This is a genomic window from Parasphingorhabdus sp., assembly GCF_036964565.1.
Lineage (GTDB): Bacteria > Pseudomonadota > Alphaproteobacteria > Sphingomonadales > Sphingomonadaceae > Parasphingorhabdus.
The window spans coordinates 276442-298897 of sequence record NZ_JBALTN010000005.1; the positions used below are offsets into that span (position 1 = coordinate 276442).

Annotated in this window: 19 protein-coding genes; 15 read left to right on the top strand and 4 right to left on the bottom strand. The window is 61.7% G+C overall.

Annotated features, from left to right (window positions below):
• The first annotated feature begins 122 nt into the window (after nucleotides 1–122).
• Nucleotides 123–1538, top strand: coding sequence for a cell envelope integrity protein CreD (creD, locus tag V7650_RS09070; protein WP_335655910.1), 1416 nt, complete (start codon nucleotides 123–125; stop codon nucleotides 1536–1538).
• Nucleotides 1539–1576: 38 nt separating this feature from the next.
• On the opposite strand, the gene ypfJ is transcribed toward creD, so the two are convergent.
• Nucleotides 1577–2485, bottom strand: a complete 909-nt coding sequence (ypfJ, locus tag V7650_RS09075; RefSeq protein WP_335655911.1) for a KPN_02809 family neutral zinc metallopeptidase — start codon at nucleotides 2483–2485, stop codon at nucleotides 1577–1579.
• A 127-nt stretch (nucleotides 2486–2612) separates the two neighbouring features.
• On the opposite strand from ypfJ, the gene V7650_RS09080 reads away from it, so the two are divergent.
• The 6 genes from V7650_RS09080 (at nucleotide 2613) to V7650_RS09105 (ending at nucleotide 7859) form a co-directional block, all read left to right on the top strand.
• Entirely contained in the window at nucleotides 2613–3398 is a 786-nt protein-coding gene (locus tag V7650_RS09080) for a 3-hydroxybutyrate dehydrogenase (RefSeq protein WP_335655912.1), read from the top strand.
• Between the two features lie 147 nt (nucleotides 3399–3545).
• Complete coding sequence (locus V7650_RS09085) at nucleotides 3546–4838, top strand: amidohydrolase (RefSeq protein ID WP_442955280.1); 1293 nt, start codon at nucleotides 3546–3548, stop codon at nucleotides 4836–4838.
• Nucleotides 4839–5204 (top strand): hypothetical protein, encoded by a 366-nt coding sequence (locus V7650_RS09090; RefSeq protein ID WP_335655913.1) that lies wholly within the window; start codon nucleotides 4839–4841, stop codon nucleotides 5202–5204. It begins immediately after the preceding gene.
• Between the two features lie 156 nt (nucleotides 5205–5360).
• Nucleotides 5361–5780: a rubrerythrin family protein gene (locus tag V7650_RS09095; protein ID WP_335655914.1), complete on the top strand. Its 420-nt coding sequence runs from the start codon at nucleotides 5361–5363 to the stop codon at nucleotides 5778–5780.
• A gap of 92 nt (nucleotides 5781–5872) precedes the next feature.
• The gene (locus V7650_RS09100) at nucleotides 5873–7204 is read left to right on the top strand and encodes a (Fe-S)-binding protein (protein ID WP_335655915.1); all 1332 of its coding nucleotides are present in this window, start codon (nucleotides 5873–5875) and stop codon (nucleotides 7202–7204) included.
• 61 nt (nucleotides 7205–7265) lie between these two features.
• Entirely contained in the window at nucleotides 7266–7859 is a 594-nt protein-coding gene (locus tag V7650_RS09105; protein WP_335655916.1) for a DUF3501 family protein, read from the top strand.
• On the opposite strand, the gene V7650_RS09110 is transcribed toward V7650_RS09105, so the two are convergent.
• Entirely contained in the window at nucleotides 7856–8215 is a 360-nt protein-coding gene (locus V7650_RS09110; RefSeq protein ID WP_335655917.1) for a hypothetical protein, read from the bottom strand. The genes V7650_RS09105 and V7650_RS09110 overlap by 4 nt on opposite strands.
• Before the next feature lie 160 nt (nucleotides 8216–8375).
• Between V7650_RS09110 and V7650_RS09115 the strand changes: the two genes are divergently transcribed.
• From V7650_RS09115 to V7650_RS09135, 5 genes are all read left to right on the top strand, one after another.
• Nucleotides 8376–9767 carry a helix-turn-helix domain-containing protein gene (locus tag V7650_RS09115; protein WP_335655918.1) on the top strand — a complete coding sequence of 464 codons (1392 nt, stop codon included), beginning with the start codon at nucleotides 8376–8378 and terminating at the stop codon, nucleotides 9765–9767.
• 163 nt (nucleotides 9768–9930) lie between these two features.
• Nucleotides 9931–11319 carry a TIGR03013 family XrtA/PEP-CTERM system glycosyltransferase gene (locus V7650_RS09120; RefSeq protein ID WP_335655919.1) on the top strand — a complete coding sequence of 463 codons (1389 nt, stop codon included), beginning with the start codon at nucleotides 9931–9933 and terminating at the stop codon, nucleotides 11317–11319.
• A 1-nt stretch (nucleotide 11320) separates the two neighbouring features.
• A complete protein-coding gene (prsK, locus tag V7650_RS09125) occupies nucleotides 11321–13417 on the top strand; it encodes an XrtA/PEP-CTERM system histidine kinase PrsK (RefSeq protein ID WP_335655920.1) in 2097 nt (698 codons plus the stop codon).
• Nucleotides 13414–14799 carry a PEP-CTERM-box response regulator transcription factor gene (gene prsR, locus V7650_RS09130; protein WP_335655921.1) on the top strand — a complete coding sequence of 462 codons (1386 nt, stop codon included), beginning with the start codon at nucleotides 13414–13416 and terminating at the stop codon, nucleotides 14797–14799. The genes prsK and prsR overlap by 4 nt, the downstream gene beginning before the upstream one ends.
• A gap of 3 nt (nucleotides 14800–14802) precedes the next feature.
• Nucleotides 14803–16794: a tetratricopeptide repeat protein gene (locus V7650_RS09135; protein WP_335655922.1), complete on the top strand. Its 1992-nt coding sequence runs from the start codon at nucleotides 14803–14805 to the stop codon at nucleotides 16792–16794.
• 172 nt (nucleotides 16795–16966) lie between these two features.
• On the opposite strand, the gene V7650_RS09140 is transcribed toward V7650_RS09135, so the two are convergent.
• Both V7650_RS09140 and V7650_RS09145 read right to left on the bottom strand, forming a co-directional pair.
• On the bottom strand, nucleotides 16967–17311 hold the full coding sequence (locus tag V7650_RS09140; protein WP_335655923.1) for a GntR family transcriptional regulator: 345 nt from the start codon (nucleotides 17309–17311) through the stop codon (nucleotides 16967–16969).
• 80 nt (nucleotides 17312–17391) lie between these two features.
• Nucleotides 17392–17994 carry a nitroreductase family protein gene (locus tag V7650_RS09145; RefSeq protein ID WP_335655924.1) on the bottom strand — a complete coding sequence of 201 codons (603 nt, stop codon included), beginning with the start codon at nucleotides 17992–17994 and terminating at the stop codon, nucleotides 17392–17394.
• A 163-nt stretch (nucleotides 17995–18157) separates the two neighbouring features.
• On the opposite strand from V7650_RS09145, the gene V7650_RS09150 reads away from it, so the two are divergent.
• Genes V7650_RS09150 through V7650_RS09160 form a run of 3 tightly spaced genes read left to right on the top strand, consistent with a single transcriptional unit; the run spans nucleotide 18158 to nucleotide 22456 of the window.
• A complete protein-coding gene (locus tag V7650_RS09150; protein ID WP_335655925.1) occupies nucleotides 18158–19747 on the top strand; it encodes a peptide MFS transporter in 1590 nt (529 codons plus the stop codon).
• Between the two features lie 16 nt (nucleotides 19748–19763).
• Complete coding sequence (locus V7650_RS09155) at nucleotides 19764–21164, top strand: amidohydrolase (protein WP_335655926.1); 1401 nt, start codon at nucleotides 19764–19766, stop codon at nucleotides 21162–21164.
• Complete coding sequence (locus tag V7650_RS09160) at nucleotides 21161–22456, top strand: amidohydrolase family protein (RefSeq protein WP_335655927.1); 1296 nt, start codon at nucleotides 21161–21163, stop codon at nucleotides 22454–22456. The genes V7650_RS09155 and V7650_RS09160 overlap by 4 nt, the downstream gene beginning before the upstream one ends.

Below are 22456 nucleotides of genomic sequence, written 5' to 3' on the forward strand. Positions count from 1 at the left end.
CCTTTCGTTTGGACGCGTGTACGCCTCGTTCTGTCGCATGCAATGAAATGATGTGACTACGAGTTTAGACGAACGCACGGGTCTCGCAAGCAACCATTGTTGCGAGAGGAAAGGGAGACAATATGTTGGAAAAGGAAGCAGGGCCGGAACGGCCGGACAAGCCGGAACGATCGCCGGGTGCCAAATTCCTGATGGTGCTGCTGATGGGGTTTCTCATTACCATTCCGCTGTTTACCGTCTGGTTGCTGAACTACGACCGGCAAAGCCAGAGCGAAACCGCGCAACAGTCGATCGTATCCGGCTGGGGCGGCAAGCAGGTTTTTGCCGGCCCGAAGATCGTCTTGCCCTACCGCGCCCGGATCACCGAATCGGTCGAGGAAAATGGCAAGACCGTCACGCGCACCAGCATGGTCACGCGCGAACTATATGTGGCGCCCGAACGCGTGACGCTCGACAGCCAGATGGCTACCGAAACGAAGAAGCGGGCGATTTATGAAGTCATCGTCTATGACACGGCGATGGCCGGTTCGGCTGTCTTCCGGCTGCCCGATGACCTGGATCGTTACGGAGTTACGCTCGACCAGATTGACTTTGCGCGCGCGGAACTGCGCTTCGGCCTCTCCGATGCCCGCGGCCTCGCCGGTGACAACAAGGTCACCGTCAATGGCCAGGCGCTCGAATTGCAGCCCGGCAAGGGGCTGGGCGAGACCGGTAACAGCGGCTTCTTTGCCTTTGTCGATGGCAGCGCGCTGGCCAGTGGCGCGCTGGAAGCGCAGTTCGACGTCCGCTTCCGGGGCAACCAGAGCCTGACCATCGCGCCCCATGCCGGTCAGACCGAATGGACCGTCCGTTCCAAATGGCCGCACCCGAGCTTTGCCGGGAGCTTTCTGCCGGAAAGCCGAACCGTCGACGCTGACGGGTTCAAGGCGAAATATGTCATCACCAATCTCGCCCTGGGGACGGCGCTGATCGCCACGGAGGCGGGCCAGCAAGTACAGCCGATCCGCGCGCAGGACATGGCCTCCTTTCAGCCGGATTATGCCAATGGGACCGGCGCGAGCGCGACCGTTGATCTGATCCAGCCGGTGGACCTTTATGGCCAGGTCGATCGGGCAGCGAAATATGGCTTTCTGATCATCGGCTTCACTTTCGTCGCCTTCCTGCTGTTCGATCTGATCGGCGGGGTCAGGATATCGTCGGTCCACTATATTCTGGTGGGGGCGGCGCTTGTCCTGTTCTTCGTTCTGCTGCTGGCCTTCGCCGAGATCATCGGCTTTGCCTGGGCCTATGTCCTGGCGTCGCTGGCGACCATTGGCCTGATCACCGCCTATTCGGCCTCGATATTGTCCAGCTGGCGCAGGGCCGCGATCATCGGCGGGCTGCTCGCTTCGCTCTATGGCGCGATCTACATATTGCTCAGCCTGGAAGCCTATTCGCTGCTGATCGGATCGCTGCTGATCTTTGCCGCTCTCGCCGGGGTCATGTTTGTGACCCGGCGGCTCGACTGGTCGAGCAGCCTGGCCCGCTCCCGGGCCTGAACCGAGGCGGGCTCCGGCGTGCGCCGGGGCCCGTCGTCCTAGACCGCGCCGCGAGCAAACGTATCGCAGGCGCCCGGATCGCCGGTCTCCAGCCCTTTGCGAAGCCAGGCCTTGCGCTGTTCGGACGTACCATGGGTGAACATGCTTTCAACCGGGCGCTGCCCCGCCCCGCGCATCAGCGTGTCATCGCCGATGGCGTGGGCCGCCGTCAGCCCTTCCTCGACATCGCCCGGCTCCATGCGGTCGGCATTTTGCGCGGCCCAGACGCCGGCATAGCAATCCGCCTGCAATTCCATCCGAACCTGCAAGCCATTGCCTTCGGCCTTGCTAGCGGTGCGCTGGGCATTGCGTACCTGGTCGGCAACGCCGGTCAGATTCTGGATGTGGTGGCCGACCTCGTGCGCGATCACATAGGCCTGCGCGAAATCGCCCTCAGCGCCAAGCCGGGTCGACATTTCACGGAAGAAGCTGGTATCGAGATAGACACCCTGGTCGGCCGGGCAATAAAATGGCCCCATTGCCGCCTGCGCCGCGCCGCAGCCCGACTGGCCGGTGTGGTCATAGAAGGTGAGGGTGGTCGGGCGGTAGCGCTGGCCCCGCTGCTCGAACAATTTGCCCCAGGTCTGCTCGGTCGAGGCGAGTACCTGACAGGCAAACAGCTCTGCCTCGGTATCACAGGCGACATTGGCGGAAGACTTGTCGGCCTGAAACCCGCCGCCGCCCGTATTGTCCGCCAGTTGCAGGCCGCCGCCGCCAAAATAGAAGAAGGCCAGCGCGGCACCGCCGATCAGCAGGATCGTGCCACAGCCCAGTTTCCGCCCGAGCAGCATTGGCAGGAAACCGAGCAACATTCCCAGGCCGCCGCCACCTCCGCCGCCGAAACCGCCGCCGCCACCGCGGCCCTGATCGCGAACATTCTTGCTGGGATCCAGATCGTCCAGGCGCATGCATTTTCTCCTCGTTGACTCGCAATTCGCCCGAATTTCGGAAAAGCGCAAGCGCCACCGGTTTCTTTTGCAAAAAGCATTGCAGTCCGCGGCGACGCTTTTAAGGTCGCCGCAAAGGAGAATATACATGTTTCTAAAGGGCAAAACGGCGCTGATTACGGGCAGCACATCGGGTATCGGTGGCGGTTACGCAAAGGCGCTGGCCGCGGAAGGCGCGGCGGTGATGATCAACGGATTCGGTGATGCCGGGGAGATCGAAACGCTCCGGCAGGAGCTGGAATCGCTGAGCGGAGCGGGGGCTGCCTACAGCAATGCCGACATGACCAAGCCGGAAGAGATCCGGCAAATGTGCGCCGATTGTGCAGAGCAGCTGGGCACCGTCGATATCCTGATCAACAACGCCGGGATCCAGTTTGTCTCGCCGGTCGACGAATTTCCCGAGGACAAGTGGAACGCGGTTATGGATATCATCATGAACAGCGCCTTCCATACCACCAAGGCGGTCCTGCCGGGGATGAAAGGCAAGGGCTGGGGCCGGATCATCAACACCGGATCGATGCACAGCAAGGTCGCGAGCCCTTTCAAATCCGCCTATAACGCCGCAAAACACGCCATTGACGGCTTTGGCAAGACGGTCGCGCTGGAGGTTGCGCAGCAGGGCATCACGGTCAACACGATCTCGCCCGGCTATACCTGGACGCCGCTGGTCGAGGGCCAGATTCCCAATACCATGGAGGTGCGCGGGCTGACCCGCGACCAGGTGATCAACGATGTGCTGCTGGCACCGCAGCCGACCAAGGAATTTGTCCAGATCGACCAGATCGCCGCACTTGCGGTGTTTCTCTGCAAGGACGAGGCGCGGTCGATCACCGGCGCCAATATCTCGATCGACGGCGGCTGGACCGCGCAATAGGCCGGAAGTGTTGGCGCAATGGCGAACCCGTCGCCGACCGGCCCAAGCAATTTTGACCTGACAATCGGCGTCGATCCGATTAGGCAGGGTGGCATAGCGACACAGGGGATGATGATGATGCGGAAAATTTCAAAACTCGGCCTGAGCATGGCGGCCTCGATGCTGGCCCTTTCACCGGCACAGGCCGACGAACTGAACAAGGCGATCCAGGCTGACATGCCGTCGCTGATGGAAATATACCGCGATCTGCACAGCAACCCTGAACTGAGCGGCGAGGAAGTGCGCACCGCCGCAAAACTTGCTGCCGAAGCCCGGCGGCTCGGATTCGATGTCACCGAGAAGGTAGGCGGCACTGGCGTTGTGGCGGTGATGAAAAATGGCGAGGGCCCGACGGTCATGCTGCGCGCCGACATGGACGGCCTGCCGCTGGAGGAGAAAACCGGGCTGCCATTCGCCTCCAAGGTGACGGCAAAGACCCGCCAGGGCAATGACACCTATGTCATGCACGCCTGCGGTCATGACACGCACATGACCGGATGGGTCGCGACCGCCCGGCAGCTGGTCGCGCGCAAGGACGAGTGGGCGGGCACACTGGTGATGATCCTGCAGCCGGCGGAAGAGACGGGCGAGGGCGCGCTGGCCATGATAGAGGACGGCCTCTACACCCGGTTCCCGAAGCCCGATTATGCGCTCGCCTTCCACGATGCGGCCGGCGCGCCGGCAGGCTATATCGGTTACGCCCCGGGCTATGCGCTGGCCAATGTCGACAGCGTCGATATCCGGGTGATGGGCGTTGGCGGCCATGGCGCCTATCCGCACACCACCAAGGACCCGGTCGTGTTGGCCAGCCGCATCGTCGGCGCGCTGCAGACGCTGGTCAGCCGGGAGATCGATCCGCAGGATCCGGCGGTCGTCACCGTTGGCAGCTTCCAGGCCGGCTCCAAGCACAATATCATTTCCGACGAGGCGCTGCTGCTGCTGACCGTGCGCAGCTATGGCGACGATACCCGCGCCAAGCTGCTCGACGGGATCAAGCGGATCGCCCGCGGCGAGGCGATTGCCGCTGGCATGCCGGAGGACCGGATGCCGGAGGTGACCTTGCGCGAGACCGAATTCACGCCCGCCACGTACAACACTCCGGAATTTTCCGTGGAATTGGCCAAGCTGTTCGAAAGCCGTTTCGGCAAGGACCGCGTGGTACAGTCCAAACCGGTGATGGGCGGCGAGGATTTCAGCCGCTATCGCCGCGCAGACGAGACCATCAAGAGCATGATCTTCTGGGTCGGCGGCGTGCCGATGGCGGAATATCAGGCCGCACAGAAGGAGGGCACGAAACTGCCATCACTGCACAGCTCGTCCTGGGCACCGGAAGCCGACAAGGTCATCGCCACCGGCGCCGAAGCGCTGACCGCTGCCACCCTCCATATCCTGAAAAAATAGATGGGCGGGTCGGGTCTTCTGCTGGCGCTGTTGGCGTCATCCGGTCCGGCCGCCGCCGCGGGTGACGGGCCCGACGCGTCCTATTTCGCGGGGCGCTGGGCGCTGATCGGAGAGAATTGCGCCGCTCCCACGAGCTGGACGATGATCCCCGGAGGCAATTTCGTCTCGCAGGATCTGGCCGGGACCTGGGAATGGGCCGAGGGCAAGCTGGTGCTGCGGCTCGAGGATCTGGCGATCGACGAGGAAACCGGGGAAGCCGGCGGGCGCTTCCGGATGGACGGTCCGGTTGCGGTTCTGGGTCGCGATCGCTTCGATCTCACCATTGCACCGGACGTCTACGAGCTGCAGCGCTGTCCGGAGAAGTAATCGCTATTGCGAATAAGTCGCAAATTATTGATCGAATTTACCGATCAACGCCGATCAAAAAATTCGATGGAGTGCGATCGCCTGCTGGCCTACCCAATCGCCAGGCCGATTCTCGGAATCGGTATCGGAATTAACCACGCCATAATGGAGAAGAATATGGGACTTGCTGGAAGCAAAACCGAACAGAATTTGAAAGACGCCTTTGCCGGGGAAAGCCAGGCCAACCGTCGTTATCTCTATTTCGCGCAGAAGGCTGACATCGAAGGCTATAACGATGTTGCCGCCGTATTCCGCTCCACCGCCGAAGGCGAAACCGGTCACGCGCATGGCCATCTCGAATTTCTCGAAGAAGTCGGCGATCCGGCAACCGGCGAGCCAATCGGCGCGACCTCCGACAACCTGAAATCGGCGATCGCGGGTGAAACGCACGAATATACCGATATGTATCCCGGCATGGCGAAGTCGGCCCGCGAAGAAGGCTTTGACGAAATCGCCGACTGGTTCGAGACGCTGGCGAAGGCGGAAAAGAGCCACGCTGGCAAATTCCAGAAAACGCTCGAATCGATGGACGCCTGATCCACTGATCCCGACAATGGTGCCGCCTCCACCCGGAGGCGGCACCATCCCATTATCCGCAAACCCCGTCCCTTGGGCGAAAGGGCAATATCATGACAGAAGGCAGCCTCGGCGCGCCGACCCGGCATCCTATCGCATGGCGGGAGGAATCCTATTATGACGAACCGGCGCTCGATCAGGAATTGCGCCGCGTTTTCGACATCTGCCACGGTTGCCGCCGCTGCTTCAACCTGTGCGACAGTTTCCCGCAGCTGTTCGACCTGATCGACGAGAGTCCCAACGAGGAAGTCGAGGATCTGACCGCGGGCGATATCAAGAATGTCGTCGATGCCTGCACGCTGTGCGACATGTGTTTCATGGTCAAATGCCCCTATGTCCCACCGCATGAATTTGACCTCGACTTTCCGCACCTGATGCTGCGCTACCGCGCGGTCGAGAACCGCAAGGGCCAGACCGGCGCGGTCGACAAGCAGCTCGCCGAGATTGACCGCAACGCGGTGGTTGCCGGCACCGTCGCCGGCCTGGCCAACTGGGCCACCAACCCGAAAAACGGCCTGACTCGCGGTCTGATGCAGAGCGTGGCGGGGATCGACAAACGCGCGCACCTGCCGGAATTCGAGGATGTGCCGCTGACCCACAAGCATGTCGGCCACGGTCCCGTCGCCAACCCGGACGCTCCGGCATTCGGCCGCAAGGCGGCGATCTACGCGACCTGTTACGGCAATTTCAATGACCAAACTGCCGGCAAGGCCGCGCTGGAAGTGCTGGCCCATAATGGTGTCCAGACCCGCGTGGACTATCCCGGCTGCTGCGGCATGCCGAAACTGGAAAATGGCGATTTGCCAGCCGTTGCCGGATCCGCCGAACAGGTGGCGGCCTTCTTCGAACCGATCATCGACGAAGGTTACGACATTGTCGCGCTCACCCCGAGCTGTGCGTTGATGATGAAATTCGAATGGCCACTGATCCTGCCGGAAAATGAGGCGGTGCAGAAGCTGGCGAGGGCGACCCGCGACCTCAGCGAATATGTCGTGGAGATCGCCAGGGACAAGGGTCTCGTCGAGATCGCGCCGATGCAGGCCAGTATCGGCATTCATTTTGCCTGCCACAGCCGCGCCCAGAATATGGGGCCGAAGGCGATGGAGATGCTGAAGCTGATTCCCGAGGCGACCCCGACGATCGCGGAACGCTGCTCCGGTCACGGAGGCAAATGGGGTATCTTCAAGAAGAATTTCGACAAGGCGGTCAAGGTCGGCCGGCCGGCGGCGCGGGCCGTTGCCAAGGGCGATCCGGACTATATGGTCAGCGAGTGCCCGCTTGCCGGGCCGCATCTCAGGCAGATCATGGAAAGCGGCGGTCAGCAAAAAGTGCCGGAGCGGATCGGGCACCCGATCGAGCTGCTCGCCAAGGCTTACGGACTCTGAGCGCTCGGCAAATTCTGCCCTTGTCGTTTGTGCAGTACAACCCAGAATTGAAGGATCACCTATGCCCCGCGATACACATGAAATAACCCGGGAAGACATTATCTCCCTGCAGGATTACGAGTCGATCCGCAAGGACAAGCGGCAGGAGTCGATCCTGCGCAAGAAGTTCCGCCGTATCGCCATCGGTCCCTATGCGACGATCCAGTTCGAAAGCTGGGAAAGCATGTGGCTGCAGATCCAGGAAATGCTCCGCATAGAAAAGGGGGGCGATGCACAGCTCACGGACGAGCTGGCGGCCTATAACCCGATGGTCCCGAACGGATCGGAATTTACCGGCACGTTGATGTTCGAGATCGACGAGGAAGAACGGCGCACCGCCTTCCTGAAGACCCTTGGCGGCGTCGACCGGCATATCCATCTGGTGATAGGTGGCGAGAAGGTGACCGCGGAACCGGAGCAGGATATCGACCGCACCCGTGCCGATGGCAAGGCCAGCGCCGTGCAATTTGTCCATTTTCCGCTAACCGGGGAACAGGCCCGTATCTGGAAGAGCATGGAAGGGCAGGTGATGGTCCAGATCGATCACCCCAATTACGGTCATGCCGCGATCATCAGCGAAGAATGCCGCCGCGATATGGCGCGCGATCTGGACTAGAAGGGTTCGGGATCCGGGCGGTCTTTTGGCGCCTTGGTGATTGGATTGTAGATGCTTCCTGCCTTGGTGGATCCGGAGGGGGTGGGCTCCGGCTCGCTCCGCTGGGCCGGTTCCGGACGGTTCGGCTTCGGCTCTGCGCCGTTGAGTTCGACCATCGGGTCGCCGAAGGTGAAACTGTCTGCGCCGCTCTCTTCCTCGTCGTAGCCCCAGGCGTCATCCGGACTTTCCTGCACCGTCGGCAATGGCTGCTGCACCGCTTCGCTGACCGGTTTCTCTTCGGGCGGTGTGGCCGTCGGCGCGAGAAAATAGACCATAAGACCGGTGCCGGCGACAAACAGGATGGATTCTTTGAGCATAGGGAGACACCAATTTTTCTTAGATTTCCTATCGACATTAGAAGGATGCGGTTAAGAAACATTTACCCCGCCATATCCACGGCATGTTCGCCCGGAACGGAAATTTGTAACAATCATCAATTCGCTTGAAATGTTGTAAACTAATTTACATAGAAGCCCGATGACAAGCCAGAAACTTTTTGCCGGTGCCGCGATCAAGAGGTTGCGGCGCAGTGCCGCCATGACCCAGGTCTCGCTTGCCGACGCTCTGGACATATCCCCCAGCTATCTCAACCTGATCGAGCGCAACCAGCGCCCGTTGAGCGCCCGCTTGCTGGTGTTGCTGGCCGAACGGTTCGACTTTGATCCGCGGCAACTGATCGCTGCGGTTCCCGGCGGCGGTATCGATGCGATCCGCCAGCGGCTCGCGGATCCCCTGTTCGAGGACCTGTCGATCGACCGCGCCGAGCTGGAGGAATGGCTGATCGCCTCGCCGAACAGCGCCGAGGCCTTTGTACGTCTTTTTGACAATCGAGCGGCGGGGAACCGGGACGGCACCGACACCGCACCGGATCCGATCCAGGCCGTGCGCCGGGAAATCGAGCGATGGCGCAATCATTTTGCCGATCTCGACGCGATGGCCGAGCAGCTGGCGGATGAACTGCGTCTCGGCGCTGGCGACCTTTACGGCGCCATTGCCGAACGGCTGCGGGTCAAGCATCAGCTGACCATCCGGATCCTGCCTGAGACGGTGCTGTCGGACAAATTGCGCCGTCTCGACCTGCATGCGCGGCAGTTGCAGCTCTCGGAAATGCTCGATCCGGCCTCCCGAACGTTCCAGGCGGCATTGCTGCTGGGCCAGATCGAGGCCAAGGCAGAAATTGACGCGCTGGCCGCGGGCGGGAATTTCGCCGATCGCGCTTCCGACAAATTGTTCCGTCGCCATCTGTCGAGCTATTTTGCCGCCGCGCTGATGATGCCCTACGACCGGTTCCTGAAGGCGTGCGAGCAGAGCGGCTACCGGATACAGCTGTTGCAGCGCCGTTTTGGTGCCGGGTTCGAGCAGATTGCGCATCGCCTTACGACCTTGCAGCGCGTGGGGTCCCGCGGATTGCCCTTTTTCATGGTCCGGATCGACCGGTCCGGCATGATCTCGAAACGCTATGCCGGGGCGAGCAACGCGCCGCTGGTGGAAAGCGCCCATCGCTGCCCGCTCTGGGATATCCACCGGGTGTTCGAACAGCCGGCGGAAATCCGGTCCCAGCTGGTGGCGCTGGAGGACGGCTCGACCTGGTTCACCCTGTCCCGCGCGGTGCAGGGCATCGGCTCGGGTGCAGGGGGCTATACGCCTGCCTTTGCAATCGGGCTCGGCGTCTCTGCCGATGTCGCATCGCAGCTATATTATGCGCGGGGGAAAAATCTCAACATCGAGCACGCTGATCCCATAGGTCTCGGTTGCCCCGCCTGTACCAGGACCCAATGTTCCCAGCGTTCCGCTCCGCCGCGCAGCCGGGCGCTCAAATTCGACGAAAGGGAACGGGGGCTGACCCCCTTTGATTTCGTCAACGACTAGGAATGCCACGGATGCTAGCCGTTTTACGCCCGCCAATATTGTCGGGAAATTGAACAGGATTCACGCAATTTGACGGATCAGGGCGAATTGTCCTGTAAAGTTTACCGACAGCTAACCAATTTTCCCTATGCACGTCGATGTCCAAGGAAAGATGGCGCGCAAGATGATCCGATTGTTCAAGCATTATATTGCCTATCCGGTCATTTTTCTCGGCCTGATCGATTTCGTGTTGCTGCTGATGGCTGCGGAAATAGGCTGGATATTGCGAGCCTTTCAGATCGGGATGGATGTCGGGTCGATTGCAGGCCGGCCGGCACCGATCATCAGCTTTGCCTTTGCCCTGCAGCTGGCCCTGATCGCGGTCGGGATTTACGGTACTGAAGCCCTGCAGTCCCTGCGCTTTGCCGCCGCCCGCATTCTCGTGGCGATTTCTCTCGGGGTAATTTTCCTGTCGCTGCTCTCCTTCGCCTTCCCGGGGATCACGCTCTGGCGTTCCAATTCGCTCTATGCGATGCTTCTGGCGATCCTCTTCCTGATGGTCATCCGGATGCTGCTGGGGACGGTGCTAGACAGCGATATTTTCAAGCGGCGGCTGCTGGTGCTGGGCGCCGGGCCGCGCGCCGGAAGGATTGCCGCGCTGGAGCGTCGCAACGAAAGCGGGTTCATCATTGCCGGCTATGTCGACATGAACGAGGGCCCGAGCCTGATCGACGGCGCGGTCCGCCGTCAGGATATCGTCAATCTGCCGCAGCACGTGATCGATCTTGCCGTCAGCGAGGTGGTGCTGGCGCTCGAGGAACGGCGGAATTCGCTGCCGGTGGCAGACCTGCTGACGATCAAGACGACCGGGGTTCATGTCAACGATCTGTCGAGCTTTCTGGAACGGGAAACCGGGCGCGTCGATCTCGACAGCGTGAACCCGAGCTGGTTCATCTTTTCCGACGGCTTTTCCTCCGGACGCCGCCTGTCGACCCTGTTCAAGCGGGGCTTTGACATATTCCTGAGCTTTCTATTGCTGGTCCTGACCGGACCGGTGATCCTGATCTTCGCGTTGCTGATCAAGCTGGAAAGCCGCGGTGGATCGTTTTTCAAGCAAGAGCGGGTCGGGCTGTATGGCCAGAAGTTCGCGATCCTGAAACTGCGCTCGATGCGATCCGATGCCGAGGTCGAGGGGCAGGCGATATGGGCGTCGGAAAATGATCCTCGAATCACCCGCATCGGCCGCTTCATCCGCAAGGTCCGGATCGACGAACTGCCGCAGGCCTGGAGTGTGCTGAAAGGCGAAATGAGCTTTGTCGGCCCGCGTCCGGAACGGCCGCAATTTGTCGACGACCTGCAAACGAAAATGCCTTTCTATGCCGAGCGCCACATCGTCAAGCCCGGCATCACCGGCTGGGCGCAGATCAACTATCCCTATGGTGCCTCGACCGAGGATTCGCGGCACAAGCTTGAGTATGACCTTTACTATGCCAAGAACTACACACCCTTTCTGGATCTGCTGATCATCCTGCAAACCATTCGCGTCATCCTGTGGCCCGACGGAGCGCGCTGAGATGGCGTCGGTTCTCGACTATATCAGCCTGCTGGGCCATGGCGTGGCGGCGGCGCTGTTTGCTGCGCTCGCCATCTGGCAGTTCCAGCGCAAGGTGGAGCGCAGCGAAAAGCATGCCTGGCTGATCATCGCGATTGCGCTGACCAGCTTCTGGTCGCTTTCGATCGCGGTCGAGGGTTCGCTGTCGCCGATTGCCCGCTTTGCCGAGACATTGCGCAATTTTGGCTGGCTGGCCTTCATGTTCATCCTGCTGCGTACCGGGGAGGGTCGCGACGAGCCGAAAACCGTCAACATCATCTATATCGCGCTGGCCTTCGTGCTGGTTGGGCAGGTGCTGGTCGACTCGCTCCTGCCTGCGCTCGTGGGCAGCCCCCGGCTCGAGGGCGTGACGCTGTACACATCGCTGGTGCTGCGGATGATCTTCTCCGTCGGCGCGCTGGTCCTGGTGCACAATCTCTATTCGATCACGGCGCCGGAAACCCGCTGGGGCATCCGGCTGCCGATGGCGTCGCTCGCCGCGATCTGGACCTATGACCTCAACCTGTTCACGATCACCTATCTGACCCAGCAAACCCCGTTGGAACTGCACGCCATGCGCGGGCCGATGATGGCGGTCATTGCCCCCATTCTCGTGCTCGCCTCGATCCGCAACACCGAATGGAACCTGAAGCTGTCGCGCAGCGTCGCCTTCCGGTCGCTGTCGCTGGTCGCGATCGGCAGCTATCTGCTGATGATGATCGTGATCGCCACGGCCTTGCAGATCATCGGCGGCGACTATGCGCGGCTGGCCCAGATCAGCTTCCTGTTCGGAACCACCATCGGTGCTCTGTTGCTGCTGCCCTCCGGACGGTTCCGCGCCTGGCTCAAGGTCAAGCTCGCCAAGAATTTCTTCCAGCACCGCTATGACTATCGTTCCGAGTGGATCCGCTTCACCGATACCGTCGGTCGTCCGGGCGCCGACAGCGCGCCATTTCACGAGCGGGTGATCAAGGCGATCGCCGACATCACCGATTCACCGGCCGGCATATTGCTGGTGCCGGACGAAGCGGGCCAGCTGGTGCTGCAGTCGCGCTGGAACTGGTCGTCGATCGTGGTGCCGCCCCGGGCCTGCACCGCTGGGACCACGGCATTTTTCGAGGACAGCGGACATATCGTCGAATTTGACACGCTGCGCGCCGGGCAGGATCCGAAATGCGATCCGTCCGTGATCCCGGACTGGATGAACAGCGACGAACGGACTTGGGTTGCGGTGCCGCTGGTGCATTTTGACCGGCTCGCTGGGGTTATGCTGCTGGCCCGGCCCCGCGTCCACCGCAAGCTCGACTGGGAAGATCTCGACATGCTGCGTATCGTCGGCCGCCAGGTCGCGAGCTATCTGGCCGAATATCGCAGCCAGGAATCGCTGTCGGAGGTACAGCGGTTCGACGAATTCAACCGCCGGATGGCGTTCATCCTGCACGATATCAAGAATTTGGTCAGCCAGCTCAGCCTGCTCGCCGGCAATGCCAAGCGTCACGCCGACAATCCCGAATTTCAGGCGGACATGATCGATACGCTGCAGGATTCGGCCCGGAAGATGAACGGCCTGCTCGAGCGCCTGTCCCAGCACAACAAGGCCAGCCCGGCCGAACCGCGCGCGGTCAAGGTCGCCGACCTGATCCGCTCCACGATCGAGAAGAAACGCCTGCTGCACAGTCTCGAGAGCAAGCGCGTCGATGATCTCACGGTGTTCGCCGACCCGGCGCGCGTCGAGCAGATCCTCGGCCATCTGATCCAGAACGCCATCGACGCCAGCGCGCCCGATGCACCGATCACGATCAATGCCCGTCGCCGCGACCTGTCCGTCGCGATCGAGGTCTGCGACCATGGCACCGGCATGTCGAACGAGTTCATCCGCAGCCAGCTGTTCAAGCCCTTTGCTTCAAGCAAGCAGGGCGGTTTCGGCATTGGCGCCTACGAGGCGCGCGAACTGGCCCGTGCGATGAACGGCCGTCTTGAAGTCGAGAGCACCGAGGGGGTCGGCAGCCGCTTCACGCTGATCCTGCCGCTCGCCAAGCATTTATCCGATGACGTTCCAGCAGACGAAAGGGCCGCATGATGCCGGACAAAAATCAACCGAGGAAGGAAAAGCTGCTGATCGTGGAGGACGATCCCGGTCTCCAGAAGCAGCTGAAATGGGCCTATGACGATTTCGAGGTGATCATCGTCGGCGACCGGGAATCGGCGATCGAGATGCTACGCGCCGAAGAGCCCGATGTCGTGACGCTGGACCTCGGTCTGCCGCCGGATCCCGATGGCACGACCGAAGGCTTCGCGACGATGGATGCGATTCTCAGCCTGAAGCCCGACACCAAGATCATCGTCGCCTCCGGCCATGGCGAAAAGGCCAGCGCGCTGCGGGCAATTTCCGGCGGGGCCTGGGACTTTTACCAGAAGCCGGTGGATATCGACGAGCTGGGCCTGATCGTCCGCCGGGCCTTCCACGTGCACAGGCTGGAACAGGAAAATGCCAGCCTCGCCGCGCGCGGTAGTGGCGAGAACGTCATCCTCGGCCAGATCGTCACCGGGGCGCCGGAAATGCTCAAGGTCGCGCAGATGGTGGAACGGGTTGCCAATACCAACGCATCGGTGATGCTGCTCGGGGCCAGCGGCACCGGCAAGGAGCTGCTGGCGAGGGGATTGCACGACGCCAGCGACCGTCGCAACAAGGCCTTTGTTGCCATCAATTGCGCGGCCATTCCCGAGAACCTGCTGGAATCGGAACTGTTCGGCCATGAAAAGGGCGCCTTCACCGGGGCGATCAAGACGACCGAGGGCAAGATCGAGCAGGCCAATGGCGGCACGCTGTTCCTCGACGAGGTCGGTGATATCCCGCTGCCGCTGCAGGTGAAGCTGCTGCGTTTCCTGCAGGAACGGGTGATCGAGCGGATTGGCGGACGTCACGCGATCGCGGTCGACACCCGGATCGTTTGCGCGACGCATCAGAATCTCGAACAGATGATTGCCGACAACGCGTTTCGTGAGGATCTCTATTATCGCCTCGCCGAGATTGTCATCAAGATCCCGCCGCTGTCCGGCCGCTCGGGCGACGCCAGCCTGCTGGCGCGGCATTTCCAGACGAAATTTGCCGCCGAGATCAACCCGGCGGTCAAGGGTATCGCACCCGATGCCCTGGCCGCACTCGAAGCGTGGCACTGGCCCGGCAACGTTCGGGAACTGGAAAACCGCATCAAGCGGGCCGTGATCATGGCCGATGGCAAGATGATCGGCGCCCGGGATCTCGACCTCGAAGTGAACGATGAAGCCGCCCAGGACCTGCTCAACCTCAAGGCCGCCCGCGAGGCCGCCGACCGGTCCGCGATATTGCGGGCGATTTCGCAGACCAGCGGCAATATCTCCAACGCTGCCAAGCTGCTGGGGATCAGCCGGCCGACGCTCTATGACCTGCTCAAGCAGTACAAGCTGCAGCAGGCCAGCTGAACGATGATGCACACCCTTGTTCACAGTCTGCGGGCCCGCAGCGGTCCGACCCTGCTGGCGGCGATGCTTGCGGCCAGCCTGATCGCCCTGCCAACCGCGATCCATGGCGCCAGCGAGGGGAATAGCGAGGCCCGCGAAGCCTTTGGCAAGGCCGAGCAGTTCCGTGCGCGTCGCGATGTTCGTTCGGCCCGCATCGAACTGATGAACGCGATCAAGGCCGACCCGCAATGGATCGACGCGCGCGTGGCGCAGGCCGAAGTCCTGCTGAGCCTCCGCGATGGGCTGGCGGCGGAAGCGGAACTCGATCGTGCCGTGCAGCTCGGGCTCGATCCGGCTGCCGTCCGACATCTCTACGGTCATGCCTATTTTCTGCAGGGCGAGCCGGTCAAAGCCCGCGACCAGTTACTGGCTGGCGATATTCCGGTCCGCCATCAGGGCTATGCCGCCCGGGTTATGGGCAAGGTGGCGCTACAAATGGAAGATCCGGCGCTGGCCGGCACGGCCTTCAACCGGGCCATGGAACTGGATCCGAAAAATCCAGACCTGTGGGTGGATATTGCTCGGTTTCGCGCCGATTCCGGCGATCAGGCAGGCGCGACCAACGCGGTCGACGAAGCGGTCAGGCTGGACCCCCGCAACATCCGGGCGCTGCAATATCGCGGCGAGCTGCTGCGCTTCCAATTCGGCCTCGGGGCGGCGCTGCCCTGGTTCGAGCGGGCGATGGAGATCGACCCCAATGATGTGCCGCTGCTCACCGAATATGCCGCGACCCTTGGCGACATGGGCCGGATGACCGACATGCTGGTGGTGGCCCGCAAGATCATTGCCCTCGATGGCCGCAATCCGCGTGCCTTTTTCATGCAGGCGGTGCTCGCCGCGCGCGCCGGCCAATATGGCTTGGCCCGGCGCCTGATGCAGCAGACCCGCGGGGTGATCGACAATGTCCCGGCGGTCCTTCTGGTGCAGGGCATCATCGAGCATGGCGAGGGCAATTATAACGCGGCGGTGGACAAGTTCTCCCGGCTTGTATCGGTCCAGCCGGACAACCGGCAAGCGCAGAATCTGCTGGCGCGGTCGCTCTATCTCGCCGGCAGCCCGGTGGACGCCGTGGATGTGCTGAAACCGCAGGTCAACCGCAGCGGAGCGGATCCCTACGCTCTGTGGCAGGCCGGCAGGGCGCTGGAGGCGATGGACGAGCGTAGTCAGGCCGCGGGTGTCCTGAACCGCGCCGCGATCCACGACAGCGGCCGCGAAAGTGCTCTTGCCGCCCCCGCGCCGCTCAGCGTGTTGCAGGCCGAAGCCGGTCGCAACCCGGATGATGCAAGGATCGTCGTTCCCTATATTCGCGCCCTGTATGATGCGGGCGACCTTGCCGCCGCCTTTTCCGAAGCGAAGCGACTCCAGCAAGGCAATCCGGGAGCCAGCGCGGCGCATGTGCTGGTGGCCGACGTTGCCGCCGCGATGGGCAATTATGACGAGGCACTGGACGCGCTCGGGCAGGCGCGCAGCATCCGCTTCTCGGAGCCGGTCATGTTGCGCATGGTGGAAATGTTGCGAGCCAAGGGCGCCATGCAGCAGTCCGGCGAGGTGCTTGCCCAGTATCTCAACTATAATCCAGGCAATATCGCGGCGCTGCGCTGGATGGCCTATTCCCATCTGGAAACGGAAAGCTGGTCCGTGGCCGCGCATATCCTGGAAAATCTGCGCAAGCGGATTGGCGACAATGACGCGCTGATCCTGGCGGGCCTGACCCGGGCCTATACCGGTCTGGGACAAACGGACAGCGCCATCGCAACGGGCCGTCTCGCCTATCGCGTGCAGCCGTCCAGTCCCGTGGTTTCCCATCTTTACGGCATGGCGCTGCTGGCGGACAAGGCGCGCCAGCGCGATGCGGTCAGCCTGCTGAAAAAGGCCGTGGCCATCGTACCGGAAAACGAGGCCTATCGGGAAAGCTTGCGGCGTGCCCGTACGCTGCAGAGGGCCAGTCGCCGATAAAATGTGACGCTCGAGCGCATGTCGGCCAGCAGTGATCGGAATTTATGTCGTCAGTGCTGCTGAGCCTGCCTGCCGTGGTTCCAGCGGGCGACTTGGTTCGATTGCTTGAAGGCTAACCGGGAATATCCAAAGGCGACCATGTCTTGGCAGAACCGGGCTAGCCGGCCGCCGCTCAGGCTTCGCTTTTTACCAGATCGTCGAGCGAGATATCCAGCCGCTCCATCTGGCGATGAACCGGCGGCCAGACATTCTTGAGAAAATCTTCGCGTTGCGCGACCCGCAGACGGTTCTTGGCACCCGGGGCGACAAACATGCCGACGCCGCGCTTGACCGTGACCAGTCCATCTTCCTGGAAACCTTGATAGGCCTTGGCAACGGTCAGGGGATTGGCACCCTGTTCGGCAGCAAATACACGTACCGAAGGCAGCATGTCGCCTTCCCGATATTCACCGTCCAATATGGATTCGGCGATAATATCGCGCAATTTCAGATAGACGGGTTTAGTTGCGTTGGTCATGCTGCATCACTGCCATAACACAGCGAGGCAGGCAAGGGATAGTTATGATTTTTCCGCCATTTAGTTAAGACTGCAACCAACTATTCCGCGACAGAAGGTGTCCATTGCGACAATATATTCCGCAATTCTGGTCGCGGGCGTTCTTCCAGCTCGATGTTGGAGGTGCCGAGGTAGAGATAGCCGGCGACCTTTTCGGGTGACTGGCCGAACATGTCGCGCACGTCATCATTATAGGCCGGCCAGCCGGTGATCCATCCGCCGACAAAACCCATGGCATGGGCGGCGTGCAGGATATTCATGGCAAAGGCGCCGCAGCTCAGCTGCTGTTCCCAGAGCGGGATTTTGGTCGATTCGACCGGAGACAGCAGCAGCACGAGCAGGGCAGGCGCCTCGTGCGCCATTGTTTCCAGTCCCTCCAGTTCCAGCCGGCCAGCGGCGGGCTTCTCCCGCAGATAGGCGTTCTTGAATCCCTCTCCGAGCAGGTCTCGCTGGTCCGGTGCGACCGACACGATCCGCCACGGAGCCAGCTTGCCGTGATCGGGCGTGCGCATCGCCGTGCTCACGATTTCCTCAATCTGGGCGTCGCTTGGCCCCGGTGCGATCATGTTGCGCGGACGACCGGACCGGCGCGATGGGAGATAGGTGGACAGACTGCTCAGGTCGTTGAATCGGATATTTGTCATCCGCGTCACTTTGGAAGCGAAGGGCGGAATTGCAAGCGGAATTGCCGATAAACCGGTCTCGCTTGCAACAATCTGCTTCACTTGCGCATTTTTTTCATTAGGGTGCGAGGCAACGGGGCTGCATTGGATGGCCCCCAGTAAGTCATTGTCGGGGAGTATATATATGGCAGGTGCGTATCTGGAATCGGGTGATGCAAGAGGGACATTCCTCGGTCATCCCAAGGGGCTATTTGTCCTGTTTTTCGCCGAAATGTGGGAAAGATTTTCCTACTATGGCATGCGCGCCCTGCTCATTTTCTATCTGGTTCAGCACTGGATGTTCTCGGACAGCGAAGCGGGAATTATCTACGGTGCCTACACCGCTCTCGTCTATATCACGCCGGTCATCGGCGGCTATCTGGCTGACCGATATCTCGGGCAGCGCAAGGCCGTGGCATTTGGCGCATTGCTCCTGACCTTTGGCCATTTCCTGATGGCTTTCGAAGGCGATGGTGCAGGGCAGGCCGATCCTGCGATCAATATTTTCTGGCTGGCACTCGCATTCATCATTGTCGGCTCGGGCTTTCTGAAAGCCAATATCTCGGTCATCGTCGGTCAACTCTACACGCGCACCGATATTCGCCGCGATCCGGCCTACACGATTTTCTACATGGGAATTAATCTCGGTGCCGCGCTCGGTGCGATCATCGCCGGCTGGCTGGGCCAGACCTATGGCTGGTCCTACGGATTCGGGGCCGCCGGTCTCGGCATGCTGCTCGGGCTCATCGTGTTTGTCTGGGGCAAGCCCTTGCTGGTGGGTCGGGGTGAAGCCAATGACCCCGCCCTGCTGGAAAGCAAGGTCGCCGGGATCAAGTTCGAATGGCTCCTTTATCTGCTCAGCTTTGCCACGGTCGGAATTGTCTGGATCTTGATCCAGAACCAGGCGCTGGTCGGCTCGTTGCTGGGCATTGCCGGGGCGATACTGGTTGCCTACGTGCTGTATACGGCCGTGGCCAAGCTGGAACCCCAGGATCGCGACCGCATCTTTGCCGCCATGTTCCTGATCTTCGGTTCCATCCTGTTCTGGGCCCTGTTCGAACAGGCCGGTTCTTCTCTGAACCTCTTCACCGACCGCAGCGTAGACCGCGATATTTTTGGTATCGAGGTGCCCGCATCGGTCTTCCAGTCGATCAACGCCATCTACATCGTTCTGCTGGCACCGGTCTTTGCCCTGCTCTGGACGATGCTCGGCCGTCGCGGACTGGAACCGTCCGCGCCGGCGAAATTCGGCCTTGGCCTGATCCAGCTGGGGGCAGGCTTCCTCGTGCTGGTCGCCGGTGCCATGGCTGCCGGTACCGGCAACCTTACGCCGGTGCTGTTCATTTTCCTGATCTACCTGCTCCACACGACCGGTGAACTTTGCCTGTCGCCGGTGGGCTTGAGTGCGATGAACAGGCTGGCGCCTGCCCATATGGCGAGCCTGATCATGGGCACATGGTTCTTTGCGTCGGCAACGGGCAATTTCGCCGCCGGACTGATCGCCTCGGCGGTCGGTGCGGAAGGCGCGGGTCCGGATCGGGTTCTCGACGTCTATTCCACCGTTGGCTGGGTAGCTGTCGGTGTGGGCGTCGCGGTGATTGTCATCTCTCCGTTCATCAAGAAGCTGATGCATCTCGATACGCTGTCCGATGACAATGTGGGCGACGATCTCGAAGGCCGGGCCGAAGTGGGCGAACCGCAGGCCGCCGGCGTGCATCCGACGACCAGGCCATAAGAAAAAGGGGCGCTATATGAAATTCCGGACTTTGCTGGCATTGTGCGCTGGCGGATCTCTGCTGGCTGGCTGTGCGGCCAGCAGCTCAGAGACAAATTCCGCCAGTACGGCTGCAACACCACCGTCGAACAGCAAGGACGCGACGGCATTTCCGTCCACCTACGAGGCTTACCCGTCGACACCCACCGCGATCACTGGCGTGACCATCTTTGACGGCGAGGGCCGCCGGATCGACAATGGCACGGTGTTCATGGCCGACGGGAAAATCAGCGCAGTGGGCGGGCCCGAAACGGCAATCCCCGCCGGGACGACGGTCATTGACGGGATCGGAAAATATGTCACACCCGGGATCATCGACGTGCACAGCCATCTCGGGGACTATCCCACGCCCAGCGTGGATGCCCACAGCGACGGCAACGAGGCGACCTCGCCGGTGACTCCGGAAGTCTGGGCCGAGCATAGCGTCTGGCCGCAGGACCCCGGATTTTCACGCGCCATGGCCAATGGCGGGATCACCGCACTGCAGATCTTGCCCGGGTCGGCCAATCTGTTCGGCGGCCGATCAGCGACGCTCAAGAATGTACCGGCACGGACGGTGCAGGCGATGAAATTTCCCGGCGCGCCCTATGGCATGAAAATGGCCTGCGGGGAAAATCCGAAGCGCGTCTACGGCAACCGCAACCGGATGCCGTCGACCCGCATGGGCAGCCTTGCGGTCAACCGGCAGACGTGGATCGACGCGCAGGAATATCGCAGCAAGCGCAACGACGCCAAGCCGCCGAAGCGCGATCTCGGCAAGGAAACGCTGGCCGCGGTGCTCGACGGCGACATACTCGTCCACAACCATTGCTACCGCGCCGACGAAATGGCCCAGATCATCGATATGTCCAAGGAATTCGGCTACAAGGTCACCGCCTTCCACCATGCGATCGAAAGCTACAAGATTGCCGACATCCTGGCCAAGGAGGGTATCTGTTCGGCGGTATGGGCGGACTGGTGGGGCTTCAAGATGGAGGCCTATGACGCCATTCCGGAAAATGCGGCGCTGCTGCAGAATGCCGGCGCCTGCGTGATCATCCACAGCGACGACGAAAACCAGATCCAGCGTCTCAACCAGGAAGCGGCCAAGGCGCTCGCTGATGGCCGGGCGATGGGTATCGAGATCAGCGATGCGCAGGCCATTCAGTGGATCACCTACAACCCCGCCAAGGCGATGGGGATCGAAACCATGACTGGCAGCCTCAGGCCCGGCAAGATGGCCGACCTCGTGCTGTGGAACGGCAACCCGCTCAGCGTCTACTCGCGTCCGGACAAGGTCTGGATCGATGGCGCGCTGCTGTTCGACAGCAGCGATGCCAAGCGGCGTCCGGTCAGCGATTTCGAGCTCGGCCAGCCCGGAGAAGGAGACGTCAAATGAACCGCCTTTCCCTGTTGCTCGCCACCGCCGCCGCCCTGATTGCGAGCCCGCTTGCCGCGCAGACCACCGCGATTACCGGTGGCAAGGTCGTGATCGGCGACGGTAGCGCGCCGATAGAAGGAGGCACCGTGCTGATCCGGGGCGACCGGGTCATTGCCGCCGGCGCCAATATCGCGATTCCCGCCGATGCGCAGCGGATCGATGCGACCGGCAAATGGGTGACGCCCGGAGTTTTTGCCGGCTTCAGCCGGATCGGCCTGGTCGAGGTCGGCGCGGTCAGCGCGACCAATGACACGGAAGCCGACAAAAGCGTCTTTTCGGCGGCCCTCGACATACAATATGCGATCAATCCCTTTGCTTCGCCGATTGCGGTCAACCGTGCGGCGGGTGTTACCCGCGCGGTCGTCTCGCCCGAGAGCGGGTCGACGATTTTTGGCGGCTACGGAGCGGTGATTGATCTGGGTCAGGACGAAAATCCGATTACCCAAGCCCGGGCCTTTCAGTTCGTCGAGCTTGGCGAGACCGGGCACCGCCGGGCGGGCGGTAGCCGGGCCGCTGCCCATATCCTTTTTCGCGCCTTGCTCGAGGAGGCCCGAACCTATGCGCGCAGCCCCGCAGCGTTCGACAGCGACCTGCTGAAGGCGTCCGATGCCAAGGCCCTGCTTCCGGTACTCAACGGCAGTACCAAGCTGCTCGTCCATGTCGAGAGCGCCAACGACATTCTCAAGGTGCTCGACCTGCGCAAGGATTTCCCGGCGCTCGATCTGGTGCTGGTCGGCGCGAACGAGGGCTGGCGCGTTGCCAGGCATATCGCTGCAGCCAATGTCCCGGTTCTGGCATCGGCGCTCAGCGACCTGCCAGCCGGATTCGAGGATCTGTCCGCGACCCAGTCGAATATCGGCCGCATGAAGGATGCCGGGGTCAAGGTGGCGATCGGCATGATCAATGATCGCGATGCGCACCAGTTGCGCTATTCGGTCCAATATGCTGGCAATCTTGTTGCACTGACCAAGGTGCCCCGCGCCACAGGCCTGACCTGGGACGAGGCTTTTGCCGCGATCAGCTCGGTGCCGGCCGAGATCATGGACATGGGCGGTCAGCTCGGTTCGCTCAAGGCCGGCCACAAGGCCGATGTCGTTATCTGGTCCGGCGATCCGCTGGAGCTTTCCACCCAGGTGGAATCGGTGATGATCGACGGCGTCGACCAGTCGCTGGGCAACCGTCAGATGCGACTGCGGGACCGGTACAGCAATCCGACCCCGGGCGCCTTGCCCAAAGCCTATGATCACTAA